The sequence below is a fragment of the uncultured Devosia sp. genome (genome assembly GCF_913055165.1).
Classification (GTDB): domain Bacteria; phylum Pseudomonadota; class Alphaproteobacteria; order Rhizobiales; family Devosiaceae; genus Devosia.
In genome coordinates this window covers 15506-40191 of sequence record NZ_CAJXJS010000019.1, presented here as the reverse complement: position 1 = coordinate 40191, position 24686 = coordinate 15506, and the positions used below count along the sequence as shown (strand labels likewise).

The following is a 24686-nucleotide window of genomic DNA, read 5'->3' as shown; positions in this document are numbered from 1 at the left end:
AAGAGGCGGAGCGGCCCGGAGGAAGACCGGCCGCGCCAGCAGGAGAAATTTAACCATGTCCCAGTCCCTTCTGATGCCCAAGGCAACCGCCGTGTGGCTCGTGGACAACACCGCCCTGTCCTTCGACCAGATCGCTGCTTTCTGCACACTGCATCCGCTCGAAGTGCAGGGCATCGCCGACGGCGACGTGGCCAGCGGCATCATGGGCGTGAACCCCATTCAGAACGGCCAGCTGACCCGCGAAGAGATTGAAAAGGCCGAGGCCGATCCCGCCTATCGCATGAAGCTGAGCGAGCCCAAGGTTCGCGTCGCCGCCGTCAAGCGCAAGGGCCCGCGCTACACCCCGATTTCCCGCCGCAATGAGCGTCCCAACGCCATCAAGTGGCTGGTGCGCAACCACCCCGAACTCAAGGACGCACAGATCATGCGTCTGGTTGGCACCACCAAGTCGACCATTGAATCGGTGCGCGAGAACACACACTGGAACGCGGCCAATCTGACGGCCATGGACCCAGTAACCTTGGGCCTGTGCAGCCAGATCGACCTTGACCTCGAGGTCAAGCGCGCATCCAAGGACGCCCCGGCTCAGGCCGAACTTAACGAGGGCACCACCCTGCTGACCGCCGAGGAGGCCCTGGCCCGCGCCAATGCCCGCCTCTCCGAGCAGCAAGGCGGCTTCGACGCCGACGGCACCGGACATGCCGGCCAGACCTCCGACGAGGAATTGGATGCCGATTCGGTCTTTGCCAAGCTCAAGTCGATCAAGTCCGACAACGACGAATAGACGAGAGGGGCCAGCAGGGTGGAAGACAATATTCTGCTGGCCATCTTTGCCCTGCTTGCCGCCAGTGCCGCGCTCGTGCCGCTGGCCAAGGCGGCCGGCCTGGGAACGGTGCTGGGCTACCTGACCGCCGGCATCCTGATCGGTCCTTATGGCCTGGGCCTGCTGACTGACACCGAAACCATCCGTCACATCTCCGAATTCGGCATCGTGCTGATGCTCTTTCTCATCGGGCTCGATCTACAGCCTCGTGAGGTCTGGCGCATGCGCAACAAGGTGCTCGGCCTTGGCCTGCCCCAAATGCTGCTGACGGCTTTGGTCATCGCCCTGATCCTTCAGGCATTCGGCTTCGCCCTCAATACCGCGATCATCGTGGGCATGGCCTTTGCCATGAGTTCGACCGCTATTGCCATGCAGACCGCCGAGCAGCGCGACATCACCCGCACCGATGCGGGGCGGGCGAGCCTTGCCGTGCTGCTGGTGCAGGATGTGGCGGTCATCCCGATTCTCGCCATCGTGCCGTTTCTGGCCTTTGCCGGTTCCGGCACCAGTCTGGAAGCCGAGATCACCGAGGCCGTCTCGGAGGTGGAAAGCCCGGTCTTCTGGCAGACATCGGCGCTGCTACTGGCCACTTTCGCCGCCGCCATTGCCGGTGGCCGCTATGTGGTGCGCCCCCTGCTTGCCTTTGTGGCCCGCACCGCTGTGCGCGAAGCCTTCACCGTCCTGGCATTGGCGCTGGTGGTGGGCGCCGCCTTCGCCACCCAGGCCCTTGGGCTGTCGCCTGCATTGGGCGCCTTTATCGGCGGTGTACTGCTGGCCGACAGCGAATACCGCCATGAGCTCGAGAGCAACCTTCAACCCTTCAAGGGTCTGCTCCTGGGGCTGTTTTTCGTTTCGGTTGGCATGTCGATCGCCTTTGGCGAATTCCTCGAAACGCCCTGGCTGATCCTGGCGCTGGTCCTCATCGTGATCGTCGCCAAATTCGCCATCCTCTATGGCCTGTGCACCCTGTTCCGCATGAACCGGGCCGACCGGCTGCTGGTAGCGACGCTGCTCAGCCAGGCCGGCGAATTCGCCTTCGTGGTCCTGCAATTCGCCTTCAACAGGGGTGCGTTGGCGGACGATGCCTATGCGCTGTTCACCGTTGTGGTGGCTCTCTCGATGGCCACCACGCCCCTATTGCTCTTCGCTTTCGACAAGCTGATCGCGCCACGGCTGGATGCGCGCAAGGGGCGGGAGGGCCGCGACCCGGACACTGTCGAGAAACACCGCCGCATCGTCGTTCTCGGCTATGGCCGCTTCGGGCAGATCGTCACCCGCATGCTGCGCAGCCATGGCTACGACATGACCCTGATCGACGACGATGCCGCGCAGATCGAGCTGGTCCGCCGCTTCGGGGTAAAGGTCTATTATGGCGACGCCTCGCGGACCGACCTGCTGCACGCCGCCGGCGTCGGACACGCCGAACTGGTCATTATTGCCGTGGGTGGCGCCAATCGCATTCTCGATATCGCCCGCAATGTGCGCCGGCATTTTCCAGATGTCGCCATTGCCGCCCGGGCGGTCGACCGCGAACACGCCCATGCCCTGATGGAGCTGGGCGTTACCCTGTTCGAGCGCGAGACCTTCCACTCTGCCCTGCATCTGGGCCGCCGCGTCCTCGTTCATTTCGGCCATGACGAGGACGAGGCCGAGGAGCTGGCGCGCCAGTTCCACGCCCGGGACGAAGAATTGCTGCTTCGCGCCTTCCGCCTGCGCGGGGATCGCGAGGCCTATTGGGGCGCCGTTCGACAGTCCATGACCCTGCTCGACGAAGCCATGCAGGCGGACGCACCCGATACCCCAGAGGCGCCTGACAAATCCAAGGCCGGCAAACCACGGGGCAAGCTTGACAAATCACGCCTGCCAAGGTCGGGTTGAGCCCACTTCTCGCCGGACCTGCCTTTCCCATGATCGATCCAGTTTTCGTCACGGTCGCCGTGATCGCGGTGCTTGTTGTTGGCCTCTCGAAGGCCGGGCTGCTTGGTGGCCTGGGCGTCGTCGGTGTGCCGCTACTCGCTCTGGTCATGGCGCCGCGCGATGCGGCCGGCATGATGCTGCCGGTGCTGCTCTGCATGGATGCGGTGGCCATCTGGATGTACCGCAAGGAATGCGACTGGGGCCTGCTCCGCATCATGCTGCCTGGCGCCGCGATCGGCACCTTGATCGGCTGGGCCCTCTGGGCCGTGGTCAGCGACGCCGTGGTGCTCCTGATGGTCGGCATCGTGACGCTGCTCTTCGTGCTCGACGCCATCCTGCCGCTGCGCAAGAAACTCGAGGGCCTGCCACCGTCAAAACCCTGGGGCGTGTTCTGGGGTGGTGTGGCCGGCTTCACCAGCTTCATCTCGCACACCGGCGGTCCGCCGTTCCAAATCTATGTGCTGCCCCGCCGCTTGCCCCCGGCCATCTATGCGGGCACGACCGCCTTCTTCTTTGCCATCGTCAACACGGCCAAGCTGGTGCCCTATTACTTCCTCGGCCAGCTCAACGTGCAAAACCTGACACTCTCCGCCGCCCTGGCCCCGGTGGGCATTGCCGGCGTTTTCCTCGGCATCTATCTGGTGCGCCGCATTGACGCCAAGCTCTTCTACCGCATCGCCTATTGGCTGGTTTTTCTCCTGGCGCTGCAATTGATTTGGGAAGGCACGAACCGGCTGCTGACGGGCAGCTAGCGCGACGAACTACCAGGAAGCCCCCCTCACCCACCGCAAGCCGGGCCAGAGAGCTTTCACTGATCCCCGCGCCACTATCCCGCCCTTCACAGCGCGACTCCCGCTCGCTAAGGTCCCGCCCGAAACAGTTTTCGGGAGTCGCGTTGCATGTCCGCTGTCGCTCAAAAGGGCCATAACCAGTTCGGTAATCTGCCTGTCTGGGACCTCAATGACCTCTATCCCGGCAAGGACAGCCCCGAATTCAAGGCGGCGATGGACCAAGCCAAGTCCTTGGCCACCGAATTCGAAAGCAAATACAAGGGCAAGTTGGCCGAGCTGACCAAATCCGGGCAGTTGATCAAAGCCATCAAGGACAGCGAGATCCTGGGTGATCTGACCGGCCGCATCGGCTCATTCGCCTTCCTGCAATATGCGCAGAAATCCACCGATCCGGACCGCGCCAAGTTCATGGGCGACACCAATGAGGCGCTGACCAATCTCTCGACCAAAACCCTGTTCTTTGAACTGGAACTGAACCGAATTGAGGATGCGGCGCTCGACGCCGCCCTGGACAGCGACCCGGAGCTCAAGCGCTACAAGACCTGGTTCGCCGACCTCAGGAAAGCCAAACCCTACCAGCTCGACGACAAGCTTGAAGAACTGTTCCACGACAAGTCGGTCACCGCCTATTCGGCCTGGAACCGGCTGTTCGACGAGACGCTCTCCAGCCTCGAATTCGAGGTCGATGGCGAAACCCTCAATCTCGAATCCACCCTGCACCTGCTCTCCGAAAAGGATGAGAAGAAGCGCGAAGCCGCCTTCAAGGCATTGGCCAAGGTGCTGGCGGCCAATGGGCGGCTCTTCACCCACATCACCAATGTGCTGGCCAAGGACAAGGAAATCTCGGATCGGTGGCGCGGCTACCAGGACATCGCCGACAGCCGCCACATGGCCAATTCTGTGGAGCGGGAAGTCGTCGATGCGCTCCAGACCGCGGTACAGGCGGCCTATCCGCGCCTCAGCCATCGCTACTACAAGATGAAGGCGAAATGGTTCGGCAAGGACAAGCTCAATGCCTGGGACCGCAATGCGCCCCTGCCTACCAGCGATGAGCGCATCTGGGACTGGGATACGGCGGTCTCGACCGTGCTCGACGCCTATGGCCGGTTTTCGCCAGACCTGGCGGAGGTGGCAAAGCCCTTCTTCAATTCGGGCTGGATCGATGCGCCGACGGGCAATGGCAAGCTTTCGGGCGCCTTTGCGCACCCCACCGTCCCCAGCGCCCATCCCTACCTGATGCTCAACTATCTCGGGCGCACCCGCGATATCATGACGCTCGCCCATGAGCTGGGCCATGGCGTGCACCAGCGCCTCGCCGCCGCGCAAGGCCCAATCCTGGCCAACACGCCGCTGACCCTGGCAGAAACCGCCTCGGTTTTTGGCGAAATGCTGACGTTCCGAGCCCTGCTCGACAAGACCACCGACCCCAAGCAGCGCTTTGCGCTGCTGTCTTCCAAGGTGGAAGACATGCTCAATACGGTGGTCCGGCAGATCGCCTTCTACACTTTCGAGCGCAAGGTCCACACGGCCCGCCGCCAGGGCGAATTGCGGACCGAAGAGATCAACGCGCTCTGGCTCGAAGTGCAGGCAGAATCCCTGGGCGAGGGCATCATCGCCAATGAGGGCTATGAGACCTTCTGGGCCTATATCCCGCACTTCATCCACTCGCCCTTCTATGTCTATGCCTATGCCTTTGGCGACTGCCTTGTGAACTCGCTCTACGCACAGTATGAAAAGGCCAGCGAAGGCTTTGCGGAGCGCTATTTTGAACTCCTCAAGGCAGGGGGCAGCAAGCATCATTCCGAACTTCTCGCGCCGTTCGGGCTCGATGCCAAAGACCCCCAATTCTGGTCGCTCGGCCTCTCGATGATCGAGCGGCTGATCGACGAGCTGGAAGCCACGTCTCCCTGAGACGATAGACTTTCGGCTTAGCACCAATAGACGAGTATACTTTCGAGGACCTGATGGCCAAAACCCGCCCAGAACATCACGCAGCACCGGTACTGGAATCCGCGATGGATTATGCCGAACACGAAAAGACCTATAACGGCTTCATTACCGGGGTGAAGTGGTCGCTCTATGCGCTGGCAGCGCTGGTGGTGATCCTCTATTTTGTGATCAACCCCTGATCACAGGCTAACCCGCAGGCACACGAAACGCGCCTGCCCCGGGGCAGGTGGGCAGGAGAGTTTCCATGAAAATTGCCGTGTTGCGCGAACGGTTCGAGGGTGAGAGCCGCGTGGCTGCCACCCCCGAGACCGTCGCCAAATATGTCGCCCTGGGCGGCCAGGTTGTCATCGAAGCAGGCGCCGGTTCCGGCTCCCGCATCTCGGACGAACAGTATACTGAGGCCGGCGCGACGATTGGCGCGACGACAGCTGCAACGCTCAAGGGTGCGGATATCGTGCTCTGCGTGCGGCGCCCTGCGGCCAGCACGCTCAACGGCGTCAACACCGGTGCCCTGCTGATCGGCGCCCTTGACCCCTATGGTAATGACAAGGACATAGACGCCCTCGCCAAGGCGGGCGTGGCCGCGGTCTCCATGGAGTTCATGCCGCGCATCACCCGCGCCCAGGTCATGGACATTCTCTCTTCACAGGCGAACCTAGCCGGCTATCAGGCCGTCATCGAGGCCGTGGGCGTCTTCGATCGCGCCCTGCCCATGATGATGACAGCCGCTGGCACGGTGCGTCCGGCCAAGGCCTTCGTGATGGGTGCGGGCGTGGCCGGCCTTCAGGCCATCGCCACCGCCAAGCGCCTTGGCGCTGTGGTCTCGGCCACCGATGTGCGCGCCGCAGCCGGCGAACAGGTGGAATCTTTGGGCGCCAAGTTTATCATGACCGACGCCCTCAAGGACGCCTCGGGCACCGGCGGCTACGCGCGCGAACTGACCAAGGACGAACAGGCCGCCCAGGCCGAACTGGTCGCCGGGCACATTTCCAAGCAGGATATCGTCATCACCACGGCGCTCATTCCGGGCCGGCCCGCGCCCAAGCTGGTGACCAAGGCCATGGTTGAATCCATGGCGCCCGGATCGGTGATCGTCGACCTCGCGGCCGAGCGCGGCGGCAATGTCGAACTGACCCAGCCGGGCAAGGTCGTGACCCACAAGGGCGTGACCATCATCGGCTACACCAATCTGGCCGGTCATATCCCGACCACTGCCAGCCAGCTTTATGCCCGCAACCTGCTCGCCTTCATCGACACGCTGGTCGACAAGAAGGAAAAGAAGCTCGCCATCAACTGGGATGACGAACTGGTCAAGGCAACCGTGCTGACGCGCGACGGCGCTGTGGTGCATCCGAATTTTGCACCTGCCGCGGCAGCACTCGCAGACGTTGCGCATGACCCCGAGGCCAAGCCCGCTCCGGCGAAAAAGCCTGCGGCCCGGAAGGCCTCCACCAAGGCCGACTTGGCCCCCGATCCGGAAGCCAAGCCCGCTGCAGCAAAGAAGCCGGCAGCCCGCAAATCTGCCACGGCCAAACCCGCGACGGCCAAGTCTGCTGCACCAAAGAGCGCTGCCGCGCCCAAGGGCGATGTCGCGCATGACCCGGAAGCCAAGCCTGCGCGCAAGGCCCCCGCGAAAAAGCCTGCCGCCAAGGCGGCAGCCGAAGCCCATCCGCAAGCAGATGCTCCGGCCAAGGCGCCTGCAACCAAAAGACCTGCTGCCAGAAAGCCGGCAGCGAAGAAGCCTGCCGCCCCCGAGGGAGGAGACAAGTAAATGGAAACGACGGCCGAACACATCGCCGATGCCGGTGCAGCCGTGGCCCATGGGGCCATTGGCGGCGCCATCGACCCCTTCACCTTCCGCCTTGCCATTTTCGTGCTGGCGATCTTCGTTGGCTATTTCGTGGTCTGGAGCGTTACCCCGGCCCTGCACACGCCGCTGATGAGCGTCACCAACGCCATCTCCTCGGTGATCGTAGTCGGCGCCCTGCTGGCCGTGGGCGTGCATCTCGCCAATGACGCCAGCTGGGTATCGAAACTCTTCGGCTTCATCGCTCTGGTGTTCGCAAGCGTGAACATCTTCGGCGGGTTCCTGGTGACCCAGCGAATGCTGGCCATGTACAAGAAGAAGGGCTGATCGAAAAATGATCGACGCAAATATCGCCGCCCTTCTCTACCTGGTCTCGGGCGTTCTCTTCATCCTGGCCCTGCGTGGGCTGTCGCATCCCTCATCCTCGCGCCAGGGCAATCTCTTTGGCATGATCGGTATGGGGATCGCCGTGGTCACCACGCTGATGGTGGCCGCACCCAGCGACTTCATGAGCTGGCTGCTGATCATTGGCGGCCTCGCCCTCGGTGGCGGCATCGGCGCCTATATCGCCCGCTCGGTGAAGATGACCGACATGCCGCAACTGGTCGCCGCCTTCCACTCACTGGTGGGTCTGGCCGCCGTCTTTGTGGCCGCCGCCGCGCTCTATGCGCCGGAAGCGTTCGGCATCGGCACGCTGGATCACATCCACGCCCAGGCCCTGGTGGAAATGAGTATCGGTACCGCTATTGGCGCCTTCACCTTCACCGGTTCGGTCATCGCCTTTGCCAAGCTCAACGGCAATATGAGCGGCAAGCCGATCATCCTGCCCATGCGCCACTTGATCCATATCGCCATGGGCGTCGCCATTGTCGCGCTGGTCTGGATGTTCACCGTCACCGGCAATCCGTGGCTCTTCTGGCTCATCACAATCCTCGCCCTGGTGCTGGGCGGGCTGATGATCATCCCCATCGGCGGCGCCGACATGCCCGTCGTGGTCTCCATGCTCAATTCCTATTCGGGCTGGGCGGCAGCGGGTATCGGCTTTACCCTGGGCAATACGGCGCTGATCATCACCGGTGCCCTGGTCGGCTCCTCGGGCGCGATCCTCTCCTACATCATGTGCCGGGCGATGAACCGCAGCTTCATCTCGGTTATCCTGGGTGGCTTCGGGGGCGACACGTCCAGTGCCGCCTCGGGTGCCGAAGACGACCGCCCGGTCAAGCAGGGCGCCGCCGACGACGCGGCCTTCCTGATGAAGAATGCCGGCAAGGTCATTATCGTCCCCGGCTACGGCATGGCCGTGGCCCAGGCCCAGCACGCCTTGCGCGAGATGGCGGACCTGCTCAAGGCCGAAGGCGTTGAAGTCAAATATGCCATCCACCCGGTGGCCGGCCGCATGCCGGGACACATGAACGTGCTGCTGGCCGAAGCCAACGTGCCCTATGACGAAGTGTTCGAACTCGAAGACATCAACTCCGAATTCGCCCAGTCGGACGTGGCCTTCGTCATCGGCGCCAATGACGTCACCAACCCTTCGGCCAAGACCGACAAGACCTCGCCCATCTATGGCATGCCCGTCCTCAACGTCGAGGACGCCGGCACCGTGCTCTTCATCAAGCGCGGCATGGCGGCTGGCTATGCGGGTGTGCAGAACGAGTTGTTCTTCCGCGACAACACCATGATGCTGTTCGGCGACGCCAAGAAGGTGACCGAGGACATTGTGAAGGCCTTCGGCCACTAGGGTTCGTGTTGGAGCCAAGCAAAATCGGAAAAGCGCGGCCATGAGTGCCGCGCTTTTTTCATTCGCTGTAGCCAGCCTGCTGATCGAACTGACGCCAGGCCCGAATATGACCTATCTCGCCATCCTCGCGGCCGCGCGGGGACGGGCGCCGGGTCTGGCAGCCGTGGGCGGAGTTGCCTTGGGCCTGGCACTGCTTGGCCTGCTGGCAGTTTTCGGGCTAGGCGCCCTGGTGCTCGAGCAGCCCTGGCTCTACCAGAGCCTGCGCTGGTCCGGCGTTGCCTATCTGCTCTATCTGGCCTGGGAGGCCTGGAGCGACTCGCGCCGGCCAATTGCCCCTCTCGATCCTGATGGAAACAATTGGCGCTATTTCCGACGCGGGCTGATCACCAATTTGCTCAACCCCAAGGCCGCGCTCTTCTACATCACCGTCATGCCCGGCTTTCTCACCACCACCACGGTTCGGGAGACAGTGCTCTTCGCCACCGCCTATGTGGTCGTCGCCACGGGGGTTCATGCCAGTGTGGTCCTGCTCGCAGGCAGTGTACAACCCCTGCTGACCCGTCCGGAGCGCCGCCGCGTCATGGGAGGGGTCTTTGCCGTGCTGCTGATCGGCATAGCCACCTGGGTCGCGATAGGCACGGCCCGCTAGAGACCGTTTCCTTGCAGGCGCGCTTGCCCTAGTCTTTGCCCCATTGGGAGGGGGACCATGGCAAGAGCACCGAGAAAGCGCGCTGCAGCGCCGGCGCCGATCAAGCGCCAGGCCATCGTCATCGTCCACGGCCAAGGCGAACAGCGCCCCATGGGCACGATCCGCGATTTTGTCGGCGCGCTCTGGCAGGACAATCCACAGCTCGACACGCCCGGCGAAACCTATCCCCGACCGCGTCCCATCTGGATCGTCCCTGACGACAAGAGCGGCCTCTATGAATTGCAGCGGATCACCACGCCCGAGCACAATGGACGGCGCACCGACTTCTTCGAGCTCTATTATGCCGACCTGCTCAACGCCACGCCGATCCGCAATCTCTGGCGCTGGATCAGGAGATTGCTCTGGATCGACCCGGCCTATGTGCCCAGGCACATGCGCTGGCCCTGGGCCGTATTCTGGATGCTGACGGTTCTGGCCACCATCAGCGCCTTTGGCGCCCTGCTCGCCCTGCCACAAGTGCTCAATACCAATTGGTATGATCACTTCGTGTCCGCTGAGGCCGTCCGTGGCCACATGATAAGTCTCATCGCCCTGGCGCTCATCCTGCTGCCGAAATTCTTCCGACCGCTCGGCTTCATCAAGCGACTGCCCCGCCAGGTCTTGGTCTTTGCCGTGGCGATCGGCATTCTCGACAGCTTCGGCTGGAACGGGCATGTCGCCAATCTGATGGTGCTGGGAACGCTGGCCTATCTCGCCGGCACGCTGCTGCTGCCCTATTTCGGCGACGCGGCCAGCTATCTATCCGCCCAGACCGAGACGGTGCAAAGCCGCCAAGGCGTGCGCAATCGTGGCCTGGCCCTGCTCAAGGCGCTGCATGAAGATCCCGAATATGACCGGGTGGTGGTGGTCGCCCACTCCCTCGGTTCGGTCTTGGCCTACGATCTGTTGCATATTCTCTGGCGCGAGGTGGGCCCGACCAAGGACAACCCGCCCCCTCCCGAGGCCCTGGCCGCCTTCGCGACCCTGGACGCTTTCGTAGCCGAGAATGGCGGGGAGACATGGGACCCATCCGTCGTCGAACGTTACCAGCAATTGCAGTGGCAGCTCTTCGACTCGTTGCGCCGACAGAAGGGCCAGCCGGGGACTGCGAAGCTCTCCGGCTGGAAGATTTCAGATCTGGTGACGCTGGGCTCCCCCCTCTCGAGCGCCGAGTTTCTCATCACCGATGGCAGCACCGACTTCTCGCGCATGAAGACCGAGCGCGTGCTGCCCACAGCGCCACCGCAGCCCTATGATGAGAACCGAGGCGCCATCTACCCCGACCCGCAAAAAGGCGACGCTGCCCACCATGCCGCCGTGTTCTCCGTGGTGCGCTGGACCAATATTTATGATCGCAGCAACTCCCCCCTCTTTCTGCTGGGCGATGCAATCTCGGGACCATTGTCAGGCGCCGACCGATTCGGGCCGGGCATCAGCGACCACCGCGTGGAGATTACCTGGGGCCGGCTGGGCTGGCGGCTCTTCACCCATAATTTCTACTGGACAGACACTGCACCTGAGGGCAAGCCGCCCGCCGACCATATCACTGCCTTCCGCGGCGCTGTGGGGCTGGAGCGGTCTTGATCGCCGGCGGACGGCTGATCGAACAGGTTCGAACGCCGCTCAATAATGCGGCGGTGGCTTTTCGGTAGCCGGATCTGCAATGAAACTGCCCGAGCGCACCTGCTCCTCAAGCGTGGCGAGCTTCTTGGTGAGCAGGTCGATCGTCTTCCATTGCGCGGTCAGGGCTGCGTTGAGCTCTTCAATGGTCTGGTCCTGATAGGCGATGCGCGTTTCCAGCGCGTCGATCCGTTCACTTTCCGCGGCGCCGCTCATTGGTCTCTCCATGCTCCGAAGCCCCGCAATAGGGGGCGCTTGGCCCATCCGCAAGGGGTGGGACGGCTTCAGCGCAATTGACGTAGGCGGAACCCATATCCCCATTCGGCCATTGATTGCGCACGATCTGCCAATGGGGAGCCGCCAAAATGGCCACCACAGCATTGCCCGCCCAATCCGTATCGAACCCGACCCAAGCCGGCGTCAAGCAGGCCCGCGAGGCGCTCCGCCTGGTTATGTGCGCCGGTCTCCCACTGGGGCTGTTCGGCCTTCTCAATCTGGGCGCTGAGGCAATCGGCATCATTCCCCTGTTCTTCTCGCCATTCGGCCTGCCCGGACCGGCCGGTGCAGCTCTGCACCTGATTCAACTGGCCTGTCTGGGCGCCGCCTGGTGGGCCCTCACCTTGCAGCCAAAGGCGGCCGGATCGAGCATATGGCTGGGCGCCCTGACCGTGGCCTATGTGGTGTTGCCCTTTGCCACCCCGCCGCTCGACTCGCTGCAATTGAGCATCGTCTGCACGAGCCTGTTTCTGCTATCCGTGGCAACCATGGCACGGGTGGCTCGCATATCCAGGCTGGCAAGTTGGCTGATGGCACCGAGCAGCATTGTGCTGGGCCTCAGCGCCACGCTGGGACTGATCATGACGGCCGCCTACACCCCGCCCTTTGCCCTGATGACTGATCAGCCCCAGGCGCCGGCCTGACAGTTACCTCAAGGTACCCTCTTGCCAGACGGCGCTTGGGCCGCCATCTGGGCGGGGCATTGTACGCTTCGAGGAATACCCGATGGCCAAGCTGCTCAAGATCGATGTCTTTACCGACGTGGTGTGTCCCTGGTGCCTTGTCGGCTCGGCGCGGCTGGACCAGGCGATCGCCAGCCTGCCGGACGACGTCGAGGTGGAGATCGAAAACCACCCCTTCTACCTCGATCCCTCCGTGCCACCCGAGGGCGTAGATGTGGGCGAAATGCTGCGCCAGAAATATGGTCGCGACCCGGCCGAGATGTGGGCGCGCGTGGAAAGCGAGGCGCAGAAGGCGGGGATCACGCTCGATCTCAGCCGCCAGCCGCGCATGTTCAACACCGCCAAGGCGCATACCCTGACCCGCCTCAGCAAGCCCAATGGCAATCAGCACGAGCTGGCCAACGCCATTGCCGAGGCCTATTTCCTCGATCACCGCCAGATCAATGACGATAACGTGCTGATCGACATCGCCGCCGAATATGGGTGGGATCGCGGGGACGCCATGGACGCGATCAATGACGAGAACGAACTCGCCATTACCGCAGAGCTGGCGACCAGCGCTGCCCAACAGGGCATCCGCGGCGTGCCGTTTTTCGTCTTCGCCGAGAAATATGCCCTCTCCGGGGCCCAGCCGGATGAGGTCTTTGCGCAGGCAATCGACAAGACTCTTTCCGAGCTCTGACGCGAACGCCGCAGGCTGCTATAGTCCGGCAAATTGCATTGCCGGGAAATGATCGTGAAGACTCTCCGCCGCCTGCTCCTCGCCATCCTGATTGTGTTCGCCATCGGCTATGCCGGCGTGGTGGCCTATATGTATGTCAACCAGCGCACCCTTCAGTACAACGCCATCGGCGAAGTTTACGCGCTGGAGAGCACGGACCTGGAAGAGGCTCGCGCGATCGCCATTGCCTCGGGTGGGTCGGAAATCAATGGCTGGTATCAGGCACCGCGCCCCGGCATGCCCGTCATTCTCTACTACAAGGGCAACTCCAAGAGTTTTACCGAAGAGAACGAGCGCTACGAGCGCTTCGTCGCGGACGGCTATGGGTTCCTGGCCTTCGACTATCGCGGCTTTCCGGCGTCGCCCGGCGATATCTCGGAAGCCAATATCCTGACCGACGCCCTGGCAGCCCATGACTGGCTTGCCGCCCAAACCGACGCACCGATCCTGATCTGGGGGCGCTCGCTCGGCTCGGGACCTGCGACCTATGTGGCCAGCCAGCGTGATGCCACCGCACTGCTGCTCGAAACACCCTTCCTGTCGGCGGTCAATGTTGCGGCAGAGCGCTATCCGGTGCTCCCGGTGGGCCTTGTCATGCAGGACCAGTTCCGCAACGATCTCTGGATCGAGAATGTCGCTGAGCCGGTGCTGATCGCTCACGGCACCGCCGACCGCACAATCGACGTGACCAATGGCGAACGGCTCTATGCGCTGGCGCCAAACCCCAATGCGCTCTGGATTGTCGAGGGCGCCGACCACTCGGATCTCTGGGATGCCGGCATCTGGCAACAGGCTGTGCCGTTCTTCGACACGGCGCTGGGGCGCTGATCGCACCCTCACCCAAGCTCCGGCCAACAAAAAACACCGCCCCGGAACCCGGAGCGGTGTTTGATTGAGAGCGCCGAAAAACGCTTATGCGCGGCCAGCTGCCACGATACCGCCCTCGCGCTGTGCGCGCTTACGGGCCAGCTTGCGGGCGCGGCGAACAGCCTCGGCCTTCTGGCGAGCCTTCTTTTCAGAGGGCTTCTCGTAGTAGTTGCGCAGCTTCATCTCGCGGAAGACACCTTCGCGCTGCAGCTTCTTCTTCAGTGCGCGCAGCGCCTGGTCAACATTGTTATCGCGAACGACTACTTGCAAAGGTCAACCGCCCTTTCAAAGCTCATGCAAACTGTTTGGATGGAAGCGGTGCGGCCAAAGCAGCCACCCCGCCGACCAGCGAAGCCGGTCACCGTGGCGGGCTCTATAGCCGATCCAGGCACCGCTGTCCACACTTGGCACAAGGAAAATTGAAGCCATCTTGTGGGTTTCCTCCGCGCCCGCTACCCGTTCTGGCGACACACAGGAGTTGCCGATGTACCAGCCGCTCGTCCTTGTTCCCGGGCTGAGATGCGATGCCCATCTCTATCAGCCGCTCATTGCACGGCTTGGCGATGGCATAGCGCCGGCGGTCGCTGATGTTTCGCGCGACGATTCCATTGCCGGCATGGCCTCGCGCATCCTGGCCGCCGCACCGGCCCGCTTTGCCCTGGCAGGCCTTTCCATGGGTGGCTATGTGGTACTCGAAATCATGCGCCAGGCGCCCGAGCGCGTGACCCATCTCGCCCTTCTCGATACCAATGCCCGCCCCGATAGCGACGAGCGCAAACAGGGGCGCCTGGCTGAAATGGAACTGGTGCGGCAAGGCAAGTCGGCACTGGTCTCGCGCATGGCCCTGCCGGGTCTGCTGGCGCCGGCCCACCTGGATGGCCCGATCGCCGAGGCCGTGCACGACATGGCTATGCGCGTCGGAGTCGAAACCTATCTGCGTCAGCAGACTGCAATCATGGGACGCGTGGATTCCAGGCCGTACCTGAAGGACATTGCTGTCCCCACGCTGGTGGGGGTCGGCGCCGAGGACAAGCTCATCCCGCTCCCTCTGTCGGAGGAAATGGCATCGATGATTCCAGGTGCCGAACTGGTCATTTTCCCTGATGCCGGACACATTCCGACGATGGAAAACCCGGAATCGGTAGCCGAAGCGATCAAGGTCTGGCTGGCGCGTTAACCGCGCACCACCCTGTTGATATGGCCCATCTTGCGGCCCGGCCGCGCTTCGGCCTTGCCATAGAGATGCGGCTGCGTGTCGCCATCGAGGCCGTCGGGCACCATCCCGACCTCGTCGCCGATGAGGTTCTGCATCACCACGTCAGCCATCCGGCGTGGATCACCCAGCGGCCAGCCGGCAATGGCGCGGATATGCTGCTCGAACTGGTCGGTCAGGCACACCGCCTCGGTCCAGTGCCCGGAATTGTGCACACGCGGCGCGATCTCATTGACCATCAGCGTCGGTCGCTCGCCCGGCACCACGAAAAATTCGACGCCCAGCACCCCGACATAGTCGAGGGCCACGACGATGACCTTGGCCAGCATCGCCGCCTGTTTGTCGAGACCCGGCGGAATGTCTGCTGGTACGGTCGAGGTATGGAGAATGTGGTGGCGATGCACATTCTCGGCGGCATCGAAACTGCGCACGCTACCATCCGCGCCACGCGCCACGACCACCGAGATTTCCTTTTCGAACGGCACGAAGCCTTCGAGCACCAGCGGGTGGGGAGCAAGCTCGGCAAAGGCCGCCTCGGCGTCGCCGGATTCACGGAGCACGCGCTGACCCTTGCCATCATAACCCAGTCGCGTGGTCTTGAGTACGGCCGGCAGACCAAGCTCGGCCACAGCCCGATGCAGTTCATCAAGGCTGTGCACAGCCCGATAGGGCGCAACAGGGATATTCTTGGAAGCCAGAAATCCCTTTTCGAGCAGCCGGTCCTGCGAGATCGCCAGAGCATTGGCGCCGGGCCGCAGCGGCTTGATGCCGGCGAGAACCTCGGCTGTGGCCGCCGGCACGTTCTCGAACTCATAGGTGACAACATCGACCTGGGCCGCGAAGGTCCTGAGCGCCTCGACATCGTCGTAACCTGCAACAGTCTTGAGCGGCGTCACGTCAAAGGCCGGACTTTGCGGATCCGGGCAATAGATATGGCTCTTCAGCCCCAACTTCGCTGCGGCCAGCGCCAGCATGCGCCCCAATTGTCCGCCCCCGAGAATACCGATTGTGGAGCCAGGGGCGAGAATGGTCGTCTTGTCGGTCAATGCACTACTCGATATCGGACGGAAACTGGGGCACGGCCTGGGTCTGGCGGGCGCGGTGCGCATCGAGCCGGTCGGCGAGGTCATCATCGCCCAGGGCCAGTACCGCCGCGGCCAGCAAGGCGGCATTGATGGCACCAGGCTCACCAATGGCCAATGTGCCCACGGGAATGCCGCCGGGCATCTGGACGATGGAATAAAGACTATCCATGCCGGAGAGGGCCTTGGAGCGCACCGGCACGCCAAACACCGGCAGCGTGGTCATGGCCGCAATCATGCCCGGCAGATGAGCCGCACCGCCGGCGCCGGCTATGATGACTTTGACACCCTCGGCGCGGGCATTGGTGGCAAAGTCCACCATGCGCTCGGGCGTGCGATGCGCCGAGACGATGCGCGCCTCATATTCCACTTCAAGGGTTTCGAGGGTTTCGGCGGCCAGCCGCATAGTGGGCCAGTCCGACTGGCTGCCCATGACGATGGCAACCGGTGGCTTGAGCATGGCGATTCCCCCGTGCCGCTCCGCAAAGCGCGCAATTAGCCCAATTCCTGCCACAACTCAAGGCGGCGAGGCGGTCAGGCGATGATGTCGGGCAATAGAATATTCTCGAGTTGAACGATGCGATCCTTGAGCGACAACTTCCGCTTCTTGAGGCGCTGGATCAGCATCCGATCGGCCAACTGCGACTGGGTCAATGTATGGATGGCCGCGTCGAGATCGGCATGTTCCTGGCGTTTTGTGGCCAGTTCGATGCTCAACTGGGTTTCCTGTTCCTTGGTCAGCGACAACATGTGTAGCGGAACTCTCAAGCGCCAAATCTCAGCCTTGGTTAACCGATCACGCAGAGTTTTGCATCTGAATTCCCCACCCCTGCCGAACGGCGTCGACAAAGGATGAAATATTTGTGACGATACCCGCGTCCAACACGCTGAAAGGAGTTGCTATGACGACTGAAGGCCACATCGCAGCGCTCGAACGCCGCCACCAGGAACTGGATCGGATGATCCAGACAGAGTCGCAAAACCGGCTCGCCGACGACTTGATGGTTGCAGCACTCAAGCGCAAGAAACTCGAAGTGAAGGACGAACTCTACAAGCTCCAGAGCGCCACACGGCAATAAGGCAGCGGCAACCATCATCTAGAGCTCTGGAGGGTCACGGCTTAGCGCCGCGGCCCTTTTTCTTTTCTCACAGCAGGCAAATTCACTAGGCTTAACATCCCCTTAAGAAGCGGGGGGCATCGTCTTTCCCAAAACGGCACAACGCGATTCGTGCCGAACGAACAGGTTTTGGGGTACATATGACGCGTGTTCTGGTGGTGGATGACGATCCGGTGCAATTGCGGCTGACCTCCGAGGTCGCCAATCGTGCCGGGTTCAAGCCCATAACCGCTACTGGCGGTGAGCAGGCCCTTGCTATTCTGCGCGAGGACCCACAGCTCGGTGCCATGATCCTTGACCTCGTCATGCCCGACCTTGACGGCATGGGCGTCCTGGAGGCCATGCGCAAGGAAGGGATCACGACACCGGTGATCATCCAGACCGCGAACGCCTCACTGGAGACCGTGATTTCGGCCATGCGTCAGGGCGCGGCCGACTTCTTCGTCAAGCCCGTGGCTCCCGAACGGCTGGTCATATCCTTGCGTAACGCCATGAAGCTGGACGCTCTGGAAGCTGCGATCCGTGCCGAGCGTGCGCGGCGCTCCGGCACCTTCAGCCAAAAGGACATGATCGCATCCGCCCCGGCCATGGCACGCGTTCTGACCCTGTGCGCCAAAGCTGCCAAAAGCACTATCCCGGTATTGATCGAAGGCGAGTCCGGGGTCGGCAAGGAACTGATCGCCCGCATCATCCAGGGCACGGGCGATCGCGCCGGCAAGCCTTTCGTCACCGTCAACTGCGGTGCCATTCCCCCCAATCTGGTCGAGTCGGTACTGTTCGGGCACAAAAAGGGCGCCTTCACCGGTGCGCATGCCGACCAGCCCGGCAAGTTTACTGAGGCGCATGGCGGTACGCTGTTTCTGGACGAGGTTGGCGAACTGCCACTGGAAACCCAGGTCAAGCTGCTCCGCGCCCTGCAGGAAGGGGAAATCGAGCCGGTGGGCGCCAGCAAACCCGAAAAGGTCAATGTGCGGCTGATCTCGGCGACCAATCGGCGCTTGCTCAATCTGGCCAAATCCGGGGAATTTCGCGAGGATCTTTACTACCGGCTCAACGTCTTCCCCATTTACGTGCCGCCGCTGCGCGAGCGGCTGGAGGATCTGCCGGCGCTGATCGACCATTTCATCGCCCGATTCTCGGCCGAGGCCGGCAAGCGCATTCTGGGGGTCTCGCCCGCCGTCACCCAGTTGCTCTCCAGCTATGACTGGCCCGGCAATGTGCGGCAGCTCGAAAACGCCATCTACCGGGCAATCGTGCTCAGCGACGGCGCCTTCCTTGAAACCCAGGATTTCCCGCAAGTTCTGGCCCAGGCCGCCGGTCGCGAGGAGGCAGTGCGTGTGGTCCAGAATATCCCGGCACCCAGCGCTCCGGTCCATATCGACGCCGCTACGGCCCGTGCACCAGCCCTGCCCCCGGAACTCCCCGCCACCCGCGACCGATTCCTGTCGGAAAGCGGCGAGTTGCAGGCCCTTGCCGAGATCGAGCGCGAGGCGATTGCCTTCGCCATCGAGCATCACGATGGTCGCATGTCCCGTGTGGCCAGGGCCCTGGGCATCGGGCGGTCGACGCTCTATCGCAAACTGCATGAATATGGCTTGGCCGAGGGGCTGATCAACGACGCTGCCTGAACAAAGGCGGATGTGAACACAAACCAGCCCCGTTAACCCTGTTGCTTACCGGGCCGTTAAGAAATTGGCGCGAAATGTCGCCATGGTCTTAACGTGCGAGGCTTCCATGCGTCATTCAGCCATTGCCCTTTTCGCCCTGGCGGCGGCGTCCACTGCCGCGCCGGCAGCCGATCTCAGCTGGAACAGCAACAGCACCTCCCCCATTTATGGCGCGACCAGTGCCGCACAATGGAGCGGGTTTTATGCCGGCGTCAGCGGCGGTTATGCCTGGGGCACCACGGTTATCAATCCGGCGCTGCCGGCCGGACAGGTCAACAATAACAGCGCCGGCTGGGCCCTGGGTGCCCAGGCGGGCTATAATATGGACATGGGCGGCTTCGTGATCGGCGGCGAAGCCGATCTGCAATGGGCCAGCATCGGCCATAGCGAACCGATTGCCGGCGGCACCTTCGAAGCCAAGACCGACTTTTTCGGCACGGCGCGCGGCCGCGCCGGTGTCACCATCGGCCAGGTCATGCCCTATGCCACCGGCGGTCTCGCCTTCGGCCGCGGCGTCGCCCAGGAAAGCACAGGCGTCGTCACCTCGCAGACCGCCAATCATATCGGCTGGACAGCAGGTCTTGGCCTCGAGGCGCAAGCGACCAGCGATATCTCGATCAAGGCCGAATATCTCTATGTTGACCTGGGTTCGCAGGCTTATGCCGGCCTGCCCACGGGCAATCGCGACATTGCGCATCGGTTCTCCCTGGTCCGCGCCGGCATCAACTACAAGTTCTAGGGCACGAGGCTCGAGACCTCCGAACGAAGGTGCGACAGGGCTAGAATTCGCCCTCTTCGTTCAACTGTCGGTCTTCAGCTTGTATTGAGGCCTGCTGCCGTTCTGCTGCGCTGTCGCTCATCAGGTCGACGATCTGGTCGCGCACCCACATCAGGGCCCTGTCGGTGTTGGTGTACTGATGCCATTGGACAGCTTCGACCAATGGCGGGATGGAGAACTCGGTTTCGACAATGCGCAGCGGCAGCATCTTAGTGTAGGCAACGGCCAGCCGGCGATGTGCTAGCGCAATCCGCTTCGTGCCTGGCAGCAGGAAGGGCATGGTCGTGAAAGAGCCGGCGACAATGTCGATATGCCTGAGGTCTTCGCCAAACTCCCGGTTGAACCAGGCCTCATAGGATGGGGTCGCTCCGGGCCCGAACCCGACGGTTGCGTGGCGCATCTGCAGGAAGTCGGCAGTGCTCACTTTTGTCCCGACATCGGCATTGTCGCGGCTCACGAGGCCACACACGGTTTCGGTAAACAGCGGCAAGCGCGGATGCGCTTCTGACATGAAATTCTGCGGCATGACCAGAAGTTCGATCTCGCCCTTTTCCAGCAGGGCCGCGGGGGATTCCGTGCCACGCTGAAACTGGCTTGGCTGCATGATGGTCAGTTTGAGCCTGGGCGCCTTTTGCTGAATGATCCGCAAGGCGTCTGCCAGGCCGGCGATCATCACATAGTCGGAGGCAAAAATCCGGACGGCACGCTCGCTCGCAACCGGATCGAATTCCGAAGCTGTCAGGATCGTGGCGTCTATGCGCAGAAGCAGATCGCGCACCTTGGTAGCCAGTTCCACCCCACGCGCCGTGGGGACCATTTCCCGCCCGACCTGGACCAGAAGGTCGTCGTCAAAGTGCTCCCGCAGCCGCGCGAGAATGGCGCTCACAGTCGATTGATTGCGATAGAGCCGCTCGGCAGCGCGCGTGACCGACTGCTCAGTCAACAGATAATCGAGCGCCACCAGCAGGTTGAGATCGAAGCCCTTGAATCGCATGGACGCCTCTGATTTTTCCAATGGAAGATATCTGATCTTTCGATTTTATCAATGATTGCTCGTGAGCTACCCAAGATCGGAGCGCGGCGCAGACCGGGCCAAAACTCTTGGAGGAGATCATGATCAATCGATTGACCGCGCTGCTGGTCGGCGCGTCCCTGCTGGCCATGCCGTCTCAGGCTGCCGAAACCCTGACCTTTGCGACCGCCAGCCCGCCGCAGGGACCGATTTCGACGGTCATCTTTGATGGCTGGGCGCAGCGGATCAGCGCCGATGGTGAAGGCATCGTCGAAATCGACGTGCAGCACGGGTTCACCGTGGCCAATCCGGTCAATTTCTACGACCGCGTCAAGGACGGCGTCGTGCCGATTTCCTGGGGCATCATGACTATGGTGGGCGGACGATTTCCACTGACATCGGTAGTTGAGTTGCCCAATATGCCCGGCAGCGGCGAAGCTGCCTCGGTGGCCTTCTGGCGGCTCTATACAGAGGGCTATCTCGACGCCGAGTACCACGACATCGTGCCGCTCTACCTCACGGTCTTTCCGCAGTCGGGCATTCACCTCAGCAAGCCACTGGCGTCACTTGAAGACCTGGGCGGAGCCCGGATCATCGCCGGTTCGCAGACCAATTCGGGTGTGGTGCAAGCCCTGGGTGGCGTTCCGCAGTCCATTAATCCGGCCGATGCCTATGAGGCGATCCAGCGTGGGACCGCCGATGGGCGTCTCGTGCCGTGGACGGCCTTCCCGCCCTTCCGCATGGACGAAATCACCAGCTACCACATCGAGGCTCCCGTGGGCACGGTGGTCGGCATGGTCTTCATCAGCCGCAGCGTGTGGGAAGGCCTTTCCGAAGAGGCCCGCGAGATCATCATGCGTCATTCCGGTGAAGAACAGACTCGTCTTCTGGGCCAGTTCTTCGACGAGCAGGAGGCCGGTATCCGCGGCGGCCTGATTGCCAAGGGCGGGCACGAGGTGGTCAGCCCGGACATGGAGCAATCCGCCCAATGGATCGCCCGAATGGAACCGGTCATTGCCGACTGGCTGGGTCGAACCGAGGGTGGCGCGGTCATCCTTGATCGCTACTCGGCCCTGCTGGCCGAGGCCCGGGCCAACTGACGCCCCGGCGTGGCGGGGCGAGCATTGCTTGCCCCGCACCCGACCGTAGGCGGAAGGCACCTGCCCGTCTTGGCACGTGAGGAGGAGATGATCATGGAAACGTCCCCCACCAATAGCCATGCAGGATCACCACTGATCCGTCCTGAAGCCGTTGAAGCCGTGCTCCGCAAGATTACTCAGCCCGTGGCCTTCGCCGGGGTCATCGGCATGCTCATTGTGGCCGGGGTGACCGTAGTCGCCGTGTTGCTGCGCTGGGCCGGGCTTGGTGGCATCGTCGCCATGAATGAAGTCGTGGCGATGCTCTTCTCCGTGGCCGTCGCCGCCACATTGCCGGCTGCTACAGCCCAAAGTGTGCATTTGCGCATCGACCTGATTGGCGTCTTCATCGGACCGCGCCTCCGGCGCTGGCTGGATGCAGCTGGGTCAGTCCTGCTGCTGCTGTTTCTCCTGCTGCTTGCCCAGCAGGTGCAGGGGCACGCCATGCGCCTATTCACCGAGGGTCGCACGACGCCGATCCTGGGTTGGCCCGTCGGCCCCTTCCTGCTGACGATCGCCGTCCTCGTGTGGGCAACGGCGGTCGTGCAAGCGACACTGGCCGCGCTCGATCTCTACCGAGCCATTCAGTCCACGGAGGACGAGACCGGCAGGACGCACCCGATTGTGTGGGCGCTCCTCGCGGTCACCGTCGTGACCATCCTCGGACTGGTAGGTACCGGCCTCGCCAACTTCGACCAGCTTTCCGACATTGTCACCACCGCCCCCGCCGTGTCGGTTGGGATCGGGATGATCCTGCTGTGGCTGCTTCTGCTTCTGCTGGTCCCCGTTTCCGCCGTGATGGGCCTGATGGGCCTGGTCGGCACCGCCTTGTTCCTAGGTTGGAAGCCCGCTTTCAGCGTGCTTTCCTCGGAAACTGTCGGTTTCCTCACCAATCCCCAGGTCGCCGCTCTACCGCTCTTCCTGCTCATGGGCGCCTTCGCCATGGTCGCCGGCCTTTCGGACGACGTCTATCGCCTGGCCAGGTCCGTCCTGGGCAATCTGCGCGGTGGCCTCGCCTTGGCAACGGTCGGCGGGTGCGCCGGATTTGGCGCCGTCACCGGCTCATCACTGGCCACGGTGGCAGCGTTTGGACGCATATCGCTGCCACAGATGCGCGCGGCCGGTTACTCGAGCACGCTTTCTGTCGGCACCGTGGCGGCAGGCGGTACGCTCGGCGCCCTGATCCCGCCCTCGGCCCCAATCGTCCTCTTTGCGTTGCTGACCGAGGCATCAATCGGCCAGCTCTTTGTCGCCGCTGTCGTGCCGGGCCTGCTCGCGATGTCGCTCTATCTCGTCACGATCACCTTGGTCGTGCGGCTCAACCCTGACGCGGCGCCCGCGCCACAGCCGCGCGTGCCGGGAGAACGCCGCGCGGCACTGGCCAAGGCCGGTCCGGTGACGGTGTTGTTCGGGGCAGTGATCGGCGGCCTTTACGCGGGCATCTTCACAGCCACCGAATCTGCGGCCGTCGGCGCGATTGGCGCCTTCCTCATGGCGCTCCTGCGCGGCAAGCTCAATCGCCGCGAAATCCTGTCGGTCATGGGTGAAACCACCGCCATCACCGCGATGATCTACATGCTGATCTTTGGCGCGCTCACCTTCTCATTCTTTGTCGGCATCAGCCAACTGCCCGACACGCTGATCGCCTTCGTCGGCGGGCTGGATCTGCCCCCCCTGATCATCATCGCTCTGCTGCTGGTGGTCTATCTGCTGCTCGGCTCGGTCATGGACAGCTTTGCGGTGATGATCATCACGGTCCCCCTGGTCACCCCGCTCATCCTCGGCATGGGCTACGACCTGGTCTGGTGGGGCATCATCATGCTGGTCGTCGTTGAGACAGGCATGATCACGCCGCCCTTCGGAATGAACCTGTTCGTCATCCGGTCGCTGCAACCCGACGTGTCGCTGATGACTGTCTTCCGTGGCGCGCTTCCCTTCGTCCTGTCCGATTTCCTGCGGCTGGCCCTGCTGGTGCTCTTCCCGGCACTGGTGCTCTGGCTGCCCACCACCATGTGAGGCCGGAAATGCCAACCATCATCGACCTGTCCGTGCCCCTTGAAGCCGGCATTGCCTCCGACCCGCCCGGCCTTCGCCCTGAAATAGACTATATGGGCCACGCCGATGGCGCTGCCGAAATCGAGCAGATGACCGGAATCAGCCCCCAGCACCTGCCCGATGGCGCGGGATGGGCGAGCGAGAAGTGCCGGATCAACACGCATAACGGCACGCATCTCGACGCGCCCTGGCACTACCACCCCACCATGGATGGGGGCCAACGCGCCATCACCATCGACGAAGTGCCGCTAGACTGGTGCTTTCGCCCCGGCGTCAAGCTCGATTTCCGGCATCTGCCGGATGGGCATGTGGTAACCGCCGCCGAAGTCGAGGCCGAACTCGCACGCATCGATCATCAATTGCAGCCGCTGGACATCGTGCTGATCAACACGGCCGCTGGCGCGGCCTATGGGCAACCCGACTTCGTGTCGCGCGGTTGCGGAATGGGCCGAGAGGCCACGCTCTACCTCACCAGCCGGGGCGTGCGCATCGCGGGCACGGACGGGTGGTCCTGGGACGCGCCCTTCGGACCAACCCTGCAGCGCATCCGGGAAACCGGCAACCCGCGCCTGTTCTGGGAGGGCCACAAGGCCGGAGCCGAGATCGGCTACTGCCATATCGAGAAACTGACCAATCTCGAAGGCCTTCCCGCCACCGGATTCACCGTCGCCTGCTTCCCCGTCAAGGTTGCCCGCGCCTCCGCCGGATGGTGCCGCGCGGTTGCGATACTCAACGACTAAG

The 24686-nt window shown here is 62.9% G+C and carries 26 protein-coding genes; 20 read left to right on the top strand and 6 right to left on the bottom strand.

From position 1 onward, the window contains the following. The first annotated feature begins 55 nt into the window (after positions 1-55). From QZ564_RS08455 to QZ564_RS08410, 10 genes are all read left to right on the top strand, one after another. Entirely contained in the window at positions 56-784 is a 729-nt protein-coding gene (locus QZ564_RS08455; RefSeq protein ID WP_297107759.1) for a cell cycle transcriptional regulator TrcR, read from the top strand. 18 nt (positions 785-802) lie between these two features. Continuing rightward, the gene (locus QZ564_RS08450; protein ID WP_297107756.1) at positions 803-2701 is read left to right on the top strand and encodes a monovalent cation:proton antiporter-2 (CPA2) family protein; all 1899 of its coding nucleotides are present in this window, start codon (positions 803-805) and stop codon (positions 2699-2701) included. A 29-nt stretch (positions 2702-2730) separates the two neighbouring features. Continuing rightward, entirely contained in the window at positions 2731-3492 is a 762-nt protein-coding gene (locus tag QZ564_RS08445) for a sulfite exporter TauE/SafE family protein (protein ID WP_297107751.1), read from the top strand. Between the two features lie 147 nt (positions 3493-3639). Continuing rightward, a complete protein-coding gene (locus tag QZ564_RS08440) occupies positions 3640-5442 on the top strand; it encodes a M3 family oligoendopeptidase (RefSeq protein WP_297107749.1) in 1803 nt (600 codons plus the stop codon). A gap of 53 nt (positions 5443-5495) precedes the next feature. Continuing rightward, a complete protein-coding gene (locus tag QZ564_RS08435; protein WP_297107745.1) occupies positions 5496-5660 on the top strand; it encodes an aa3-type cytochrome c oxidase subunit IV in 165 nt (54 codons plus the stop codon). Positions 5661-5725: 65 nt separating this feature from the next. Continuing rightward, positions 5726-7252, top strand: coding sequence for a Re/Si-specific NAD(P)(+) transhydrogenase subunit alpha (locus tag QZ564_RS08430; protein ID WP_297107742.1), 1527 nt, complete (start codon positions 5726-5728; stop codon positions 7250-7252). Further along, on the top strand, positions 7253-7615 hold the full coding sequence (locus QZ564_RS08425; RefSeq protein WP_363311826.1) for a proton-translocating transhydrogenase family protein: 363 nt from the start codon (positions 7253-7255) through the stop codon (positions 7613-7615). 10 nt (positions 7616-7625) lie between these two features. Then, positions 7626-9029, top strand: a complete 1404-nt coding sequence (locus tag QZ564_RS08420) for an NAD(P)(+) transhydrogenase (Re/Si-specific) subunit beta (RefSeq protein ID WP_297107836.1) — start codon at positions 7626-7628, stop codon at positions 9027-9029. A gap of 40 nt (positions 9030-9069) precedes the next feature. Continuing rightward, positions 9070-9678 carry a LysE family translocator gene (locus QZ564_RS08415; protein ID WP_297107739.1) on the top strand — a complete coding sequence of 203 codons (609 nt, stop codon included), beginning with the start codon at positions 9070-9072 and terminating at the stop codon, positions 9676-9678. 57 nt (positions 9679-9735) lie between these two features. Beyond that, positions 9736-11301 carry a hypothetical protein gene (locus QZ564_RS08410; protein ID WP_297107735.1) on the top strand — a complete coding sequence of 522 codons (1566 nt, stop codon included), beginning with the start codon at positions 9736-9738 and terminating at the stop codon, positions 11299-11301. A 39-nt stretch (positions 11302-11340) separates the two neighbouring features. Here the strand turns inward: QZ564_RS08410 and QZ564_RS08405 are convergent, their stop codons facing one another. Beyond that, on the bottom strand, positions 11341-11553 hold the full coding sequence (locus tag QZ564_RS08405) for a SlyX family protein (protein ID WP_297107732.1): 213 nt from the start codon (positions 11551-11553) through the stop codon (positions 11341-11343). A 149-nt stretch (positions 11554-11702) separates the two neighbouring features. Between QZ564_RS08405 and QZ564_RS08400 the strand changes: the two genes are divergently transcribed. From QZ564_RS08400 to QZ564_RS08390, 3 genes are all read left to right on the top strand, one after another. Then, positions 11703-12257: a hypothetical protein gene (locus QZ564_RS08400; protein WP_297107730.1), complete on the top strand. Its 555-nt coding sequence runs from the start codon at positions 11703-11705 to the stop codon at positions 12255-12257. A gap of 82 nt (positions 12258-12339) precedes the next feature. After that, entirely contained in the window at positions 12340-12978 is a 639-nt protein-coding gene (locus QZ564_RS08395; protein ID WP_297107726.1) for a DsbA family oxidoreductase, read from the top strand. A gap of 54 nt (positions 12979-13032) precedes the next feature. Then, positions 13033-13845, top strand: a complete 813-nt coding sequence (locus QZ564_RS08390) for an alpha/beta hydrolase (RefSeq protein WP_297107723.1) — start codon at positions 13033-13035, stop codon at positions 13843-13845. An 84-nt stretch (positions 13846-13929) separates the two neighbouring features. Here the strand turns inward: QZ564_RS08390 and rpsU are convergent, their stop codons facing one another. Next, positions 13930-14154 (bottom strand): 30S ribosomal protein S21, encoded by a 225-nt coding sequence (rpsU, locus tag QZ564_RS08385; protein WP_297107720.1) that lies wholly within the window; start codon positions 14152-14154, stop codon positions 13930-13932. 214 nt (positions 14155-14368) lie between these two features. Between rpsU and QZ564_RS08380 the strand changes: the two genes are divergently transcribed. Beyond that, complete coding sequence (locus QZ564_RS08380; RefSeq protein WP_297107716.1) at positions 14369-15061, top strand: alpha/beta fold hydrolase; 693 nt, start codon at positions 14369-14371, stop codon at positions 15059-15061. Here QZ564_RS08380 and QZ564_RS08375 read toward each other — a convergent pair. From QZ564_RS08375 to QZ564_RS08365, 3 genes are all read right to left on the bottom strand, one after another. Continuing rightward, positions 15058-16143 carry a 5-(carboxyamino)imidazole ribonucleotide synthase gene (locus tag QZ564_RS08375; protein WP_297107713.1) on the bottom strand — a complete coding sequence of 362 codons (1086 nt, stop codon included), beginning with the start codon at positions 16141-16143 and terminating at the stop codon, positions 15058-15060. The two genes, QZ564_RS08380 and QZ564_RS08375, sit on opposite strands and share 4 nt — an antisense overlap. 4 nt (positions 16144-16147) lie before the next feature. After that, complete coding sequence (gene purE, locus QZ564_RS08370) at positions 16148-16639, bottom strand: 5-(carboxyamino)imidazole ribonucleotide mutase (protein ID WP_297107710.1); 492 nt, start codon at positions 16637-16639, stop codon at positions 16148-16150. A 74-nt stretch (positions 16640-16713) separates the two neighbouring features. Then, on the bottom strand, positions 16714-16920 hold the full coding sequence (locus tag QZ564_RS08365) for a DUF465 domain-containing protein (RefSeq protein WP_297107833.1): 207 nt from the start codon (positions 16918-16920) through the stop codon (positions 16714-16716). A 161-nt stretch (positions 16921-17081) separates the two neighbouring features. Here QZ564_RS08365 and QZ564_RS08360 point away from each other — a divergent pair, with 161 nt between their 5' ends. From QZ564_RS08360 to QZ564_RS08350, 3 genes are all read left to right on the top strand, one after another. After that, a complete protein-coding gene (locus QZ564_RS08360; protein WP_297107707.1) occupies positions 17082-17258 on the top strand; it encodes a YdcH family protein in 177 nt (58 codons plus the stop codon). 179 nt (positions 17259-17437) lie between these two features. Next, positions 17438-18925 carry a sigma-54 dependent transcriptional regulator gene (locus QZ564_RS08355; protein ID WP_297107704.1) on the top strand — a complete coding sequence of 496 codons (1488 nt, stop codon included), beginning with the start codon at positions 17438-17440 and terminating at the stop codon, positions 18923-18925. A gap of 106 nt (positions 18926-19031) precedes the next feature. Then, a complete protein-coding gene (locus QZ564_RS08350) occupies positions 19032-19703 on the top strand; it encodes an outer membrane protein (RefSeq protein ID WP_297107701.1) in 672 nt (223 codons plus the stop codon). 40 nt (positions 19704-19743) lie between these two features. Here the strand turns inward: QZ564_RS08350 and QZ564_RS08345 are convergent, their stop codons facing one another. Next, complete coding sequence (locus QZ564_RS08345; RefSeq protein ID WP_297107698.1) at positions 19744-20736, bottom strand: LysR family transcriptional regulator; 993 nt, start codon at positions 20734-20736, stop codon at positions 19744-19746. 119 nt (positions 20737-20855) lie between these two features. On the opposite strand from QZ564_RS08345, the gene QZ564_RS08340 reads away from it, so the two are divergent. The 3 genes from QZ564_RS08340 (at position 20856) to QZ564_RS08330 (ending at position 24685) form a co-directional block, all read left to right on the top strand. After that, the gene (locus tag QZ564_RS08340; RefSeq protein ID WP_297107695.1) at positions 20856-21854 is read left to right on the top strand and encodes a TRAP transporter substrate-binding protein; all 999 of its coding nucleotides are present in this window, start codon (positions 20856-20858) and stop codon (positions 21852-21854) included. A gap of 93 nt (positions 21855-21947) precedes the next feature. After that, complete coding sequence (locus tag QZ564_RS08335; RefSeq protein ID WP_297107687.1) at positions 21948-23906, top strand: TRAP transporter large permease subunit; 1959 nt, start codon at positions 21948-21950, stop codon at positions 23904-23906. Positions 23907-23914: 8 nt separating this feature from the next. Further along, complete coding sequence (locus tag QZ564_RS08330) at positions 23915-24685, top strand: cyclase family protein (RefSeq protein WP_297107684.1); 771 nt, start codon at positions 23915-23917, stop codon at positions 24683-24685. The last annotated feature ends 1 nt before the right edge of the window (position 24686 follow it).

What these genes read in the sequence shown, in the direction of transcription:
- QZ564_RS08455 (WP_297107759.1), top strand. Translation starts at nt 56, where the DNA reads ATGTCCCAGTCCCTTCTGATGCCCAAGGCAACCGCCGTGTGGCTCGTG.
- QZ564_RS08445 (WP_297107751.1), top strand. Translation starts at nt 2,731, where the DNA reads ATGATCGATCCAGTTTTCGTCACGGTCGCCGTGATCGCGGTGCTTGTT.
- QZ564_RS08440 (WP_297107749.1), top strand. Translation starts at nt 3,640, where the DNA reads ATGTCCGCTGTCGCTCAAAAGGGCCATAACCAGTTCGGTAATCTGCCT.
- QZ564_RS08435 (WP_297107745.1), top strand. Translation starts at nt 5,496, where the DNA reads ATGGCCAAAACCCGCCCAGAACATCACGCAGCACCGGTACTGGAATCC.
- QZ564_RS08430 (WP_297107742.1), top strand. Translation starts at nt 5,726, where the DNA reads ATGAAAATTGCCGTGTTGCGCGAACGGTTCGAGGGTGAGAGCCGCGTG.
- QZ564_RS08425 (WP_363311826.1), top strand. Translation starts at nt 7,253, where the DNA reads ATGGAAACGACGGCCGAACACATCGCCGATGCCGGTGCAGCCGTGGCC.
- QZ564_RS08415 (WP_297107739.1), top strand. Translation starts at nt 9,070, where the DNA reads ATGAGTGCCGCGCTTTTTTCATTCGCTGTAGCCAGCCTGCTGATCGAA.
- QZ564_RS08410 (WP_297107735.1), top strand. Translation starts at nt 9,736, where the DNA reads ATGGCAAGAGCACCGAGAAAGCGCGCTGCAGCGCCGGCGCCGATCAAG.
- QZ564_RS08405 (WP_297107732.1), bottom strand. Translation starts at nt 11,553, where the DNA reads ATGAGCGGCGCCGCGGAAAGTGAACGGATCGACGCGCTGGAAACGCGC.
- QZ564_RS08400 (WP_297107730.1), top strand. Translation starts at nt 11,703, where the DNA reads ATGGCCACCACAGCATTGCCCGCCCAATCCGTATCGAACCCGACCCAA.
- QZ564_RS08395 (WP_297107726.1), top strand. Translation starts at nt 12,340, where the DNA reads ATGGCCAAGCTGCTCAAGATCGATGTCTTTACCGACGTGGTGTGTCCC.
- QZ564_RS08380 (WP_297107716.1), top strand. Translation starts at nt 14,369, where the DNA reads ATGTACCAGCCGCTCGTCCTTGTTCCCGGGCTGAGATGCGATGCCCAT.
- purE (WP_297107710.1), bottom strand. Translation starts at nt 16,639, where the DNA reads ATGCTCAAGCCACCGGTTGCCATCGTCATGGGCAGCCAGTCGGACTGG.
- QZ564_RS08360 (WP_297107707.1), top strand. Translation starts at nt 17,082, where the DNA reads ATGACGACTGAAGGCCACATCGCAGCGCTCGAACGCCGCCACCAGGAA.
- QZ564_RS08355 (WP_297107704.1), top strand. Translation starts at nt 17,438, where the DNA reads ATGACGCGTGTTCTGGTGGTGGATGACGATCCGGTGCAATTGCGGCTG.
- QZ564_RS08350 (WP_297107701.1), top strand. Translation starts at nt 19,032, where the DNA reads ATGCGTCATTCAGCCATTGCCCTTTTCGCCCTGGCGGCGGCGTCCACT.
- QZ564_RS08345 (WP_297107698.1), bottom strand. Translation starts at nt 20,736, where the DNA reads ATGCGATTCAAGGGCTTCGATCTCAACCTGCTGGTGGCGCTCGATTAT.
- QZ564_RS08340 (WP_297107695.1), top strand. Translation starts at nt 20,856, where the DNA reads ATGATCAATCGATTGACCGCGCTGCTGGTCGGCGCGTCCCTGCTGGCC.
- QZ564_RS08335 (WP_297107687.1), top strand. Translation starts at nt 21,948, where the DNA reads ATGGAAACGTCCCCCACCAATAGCCATGCAGGATCACCACTGATCCGT.
- QZ564_RS08330 (WP_297107684.1), top strand. Translation starts at nt 23,915, where the DNA reads ATGCCAACCATCATCGACCTGTCCGTGCCCCTTGAAGCCGGCATTGCC.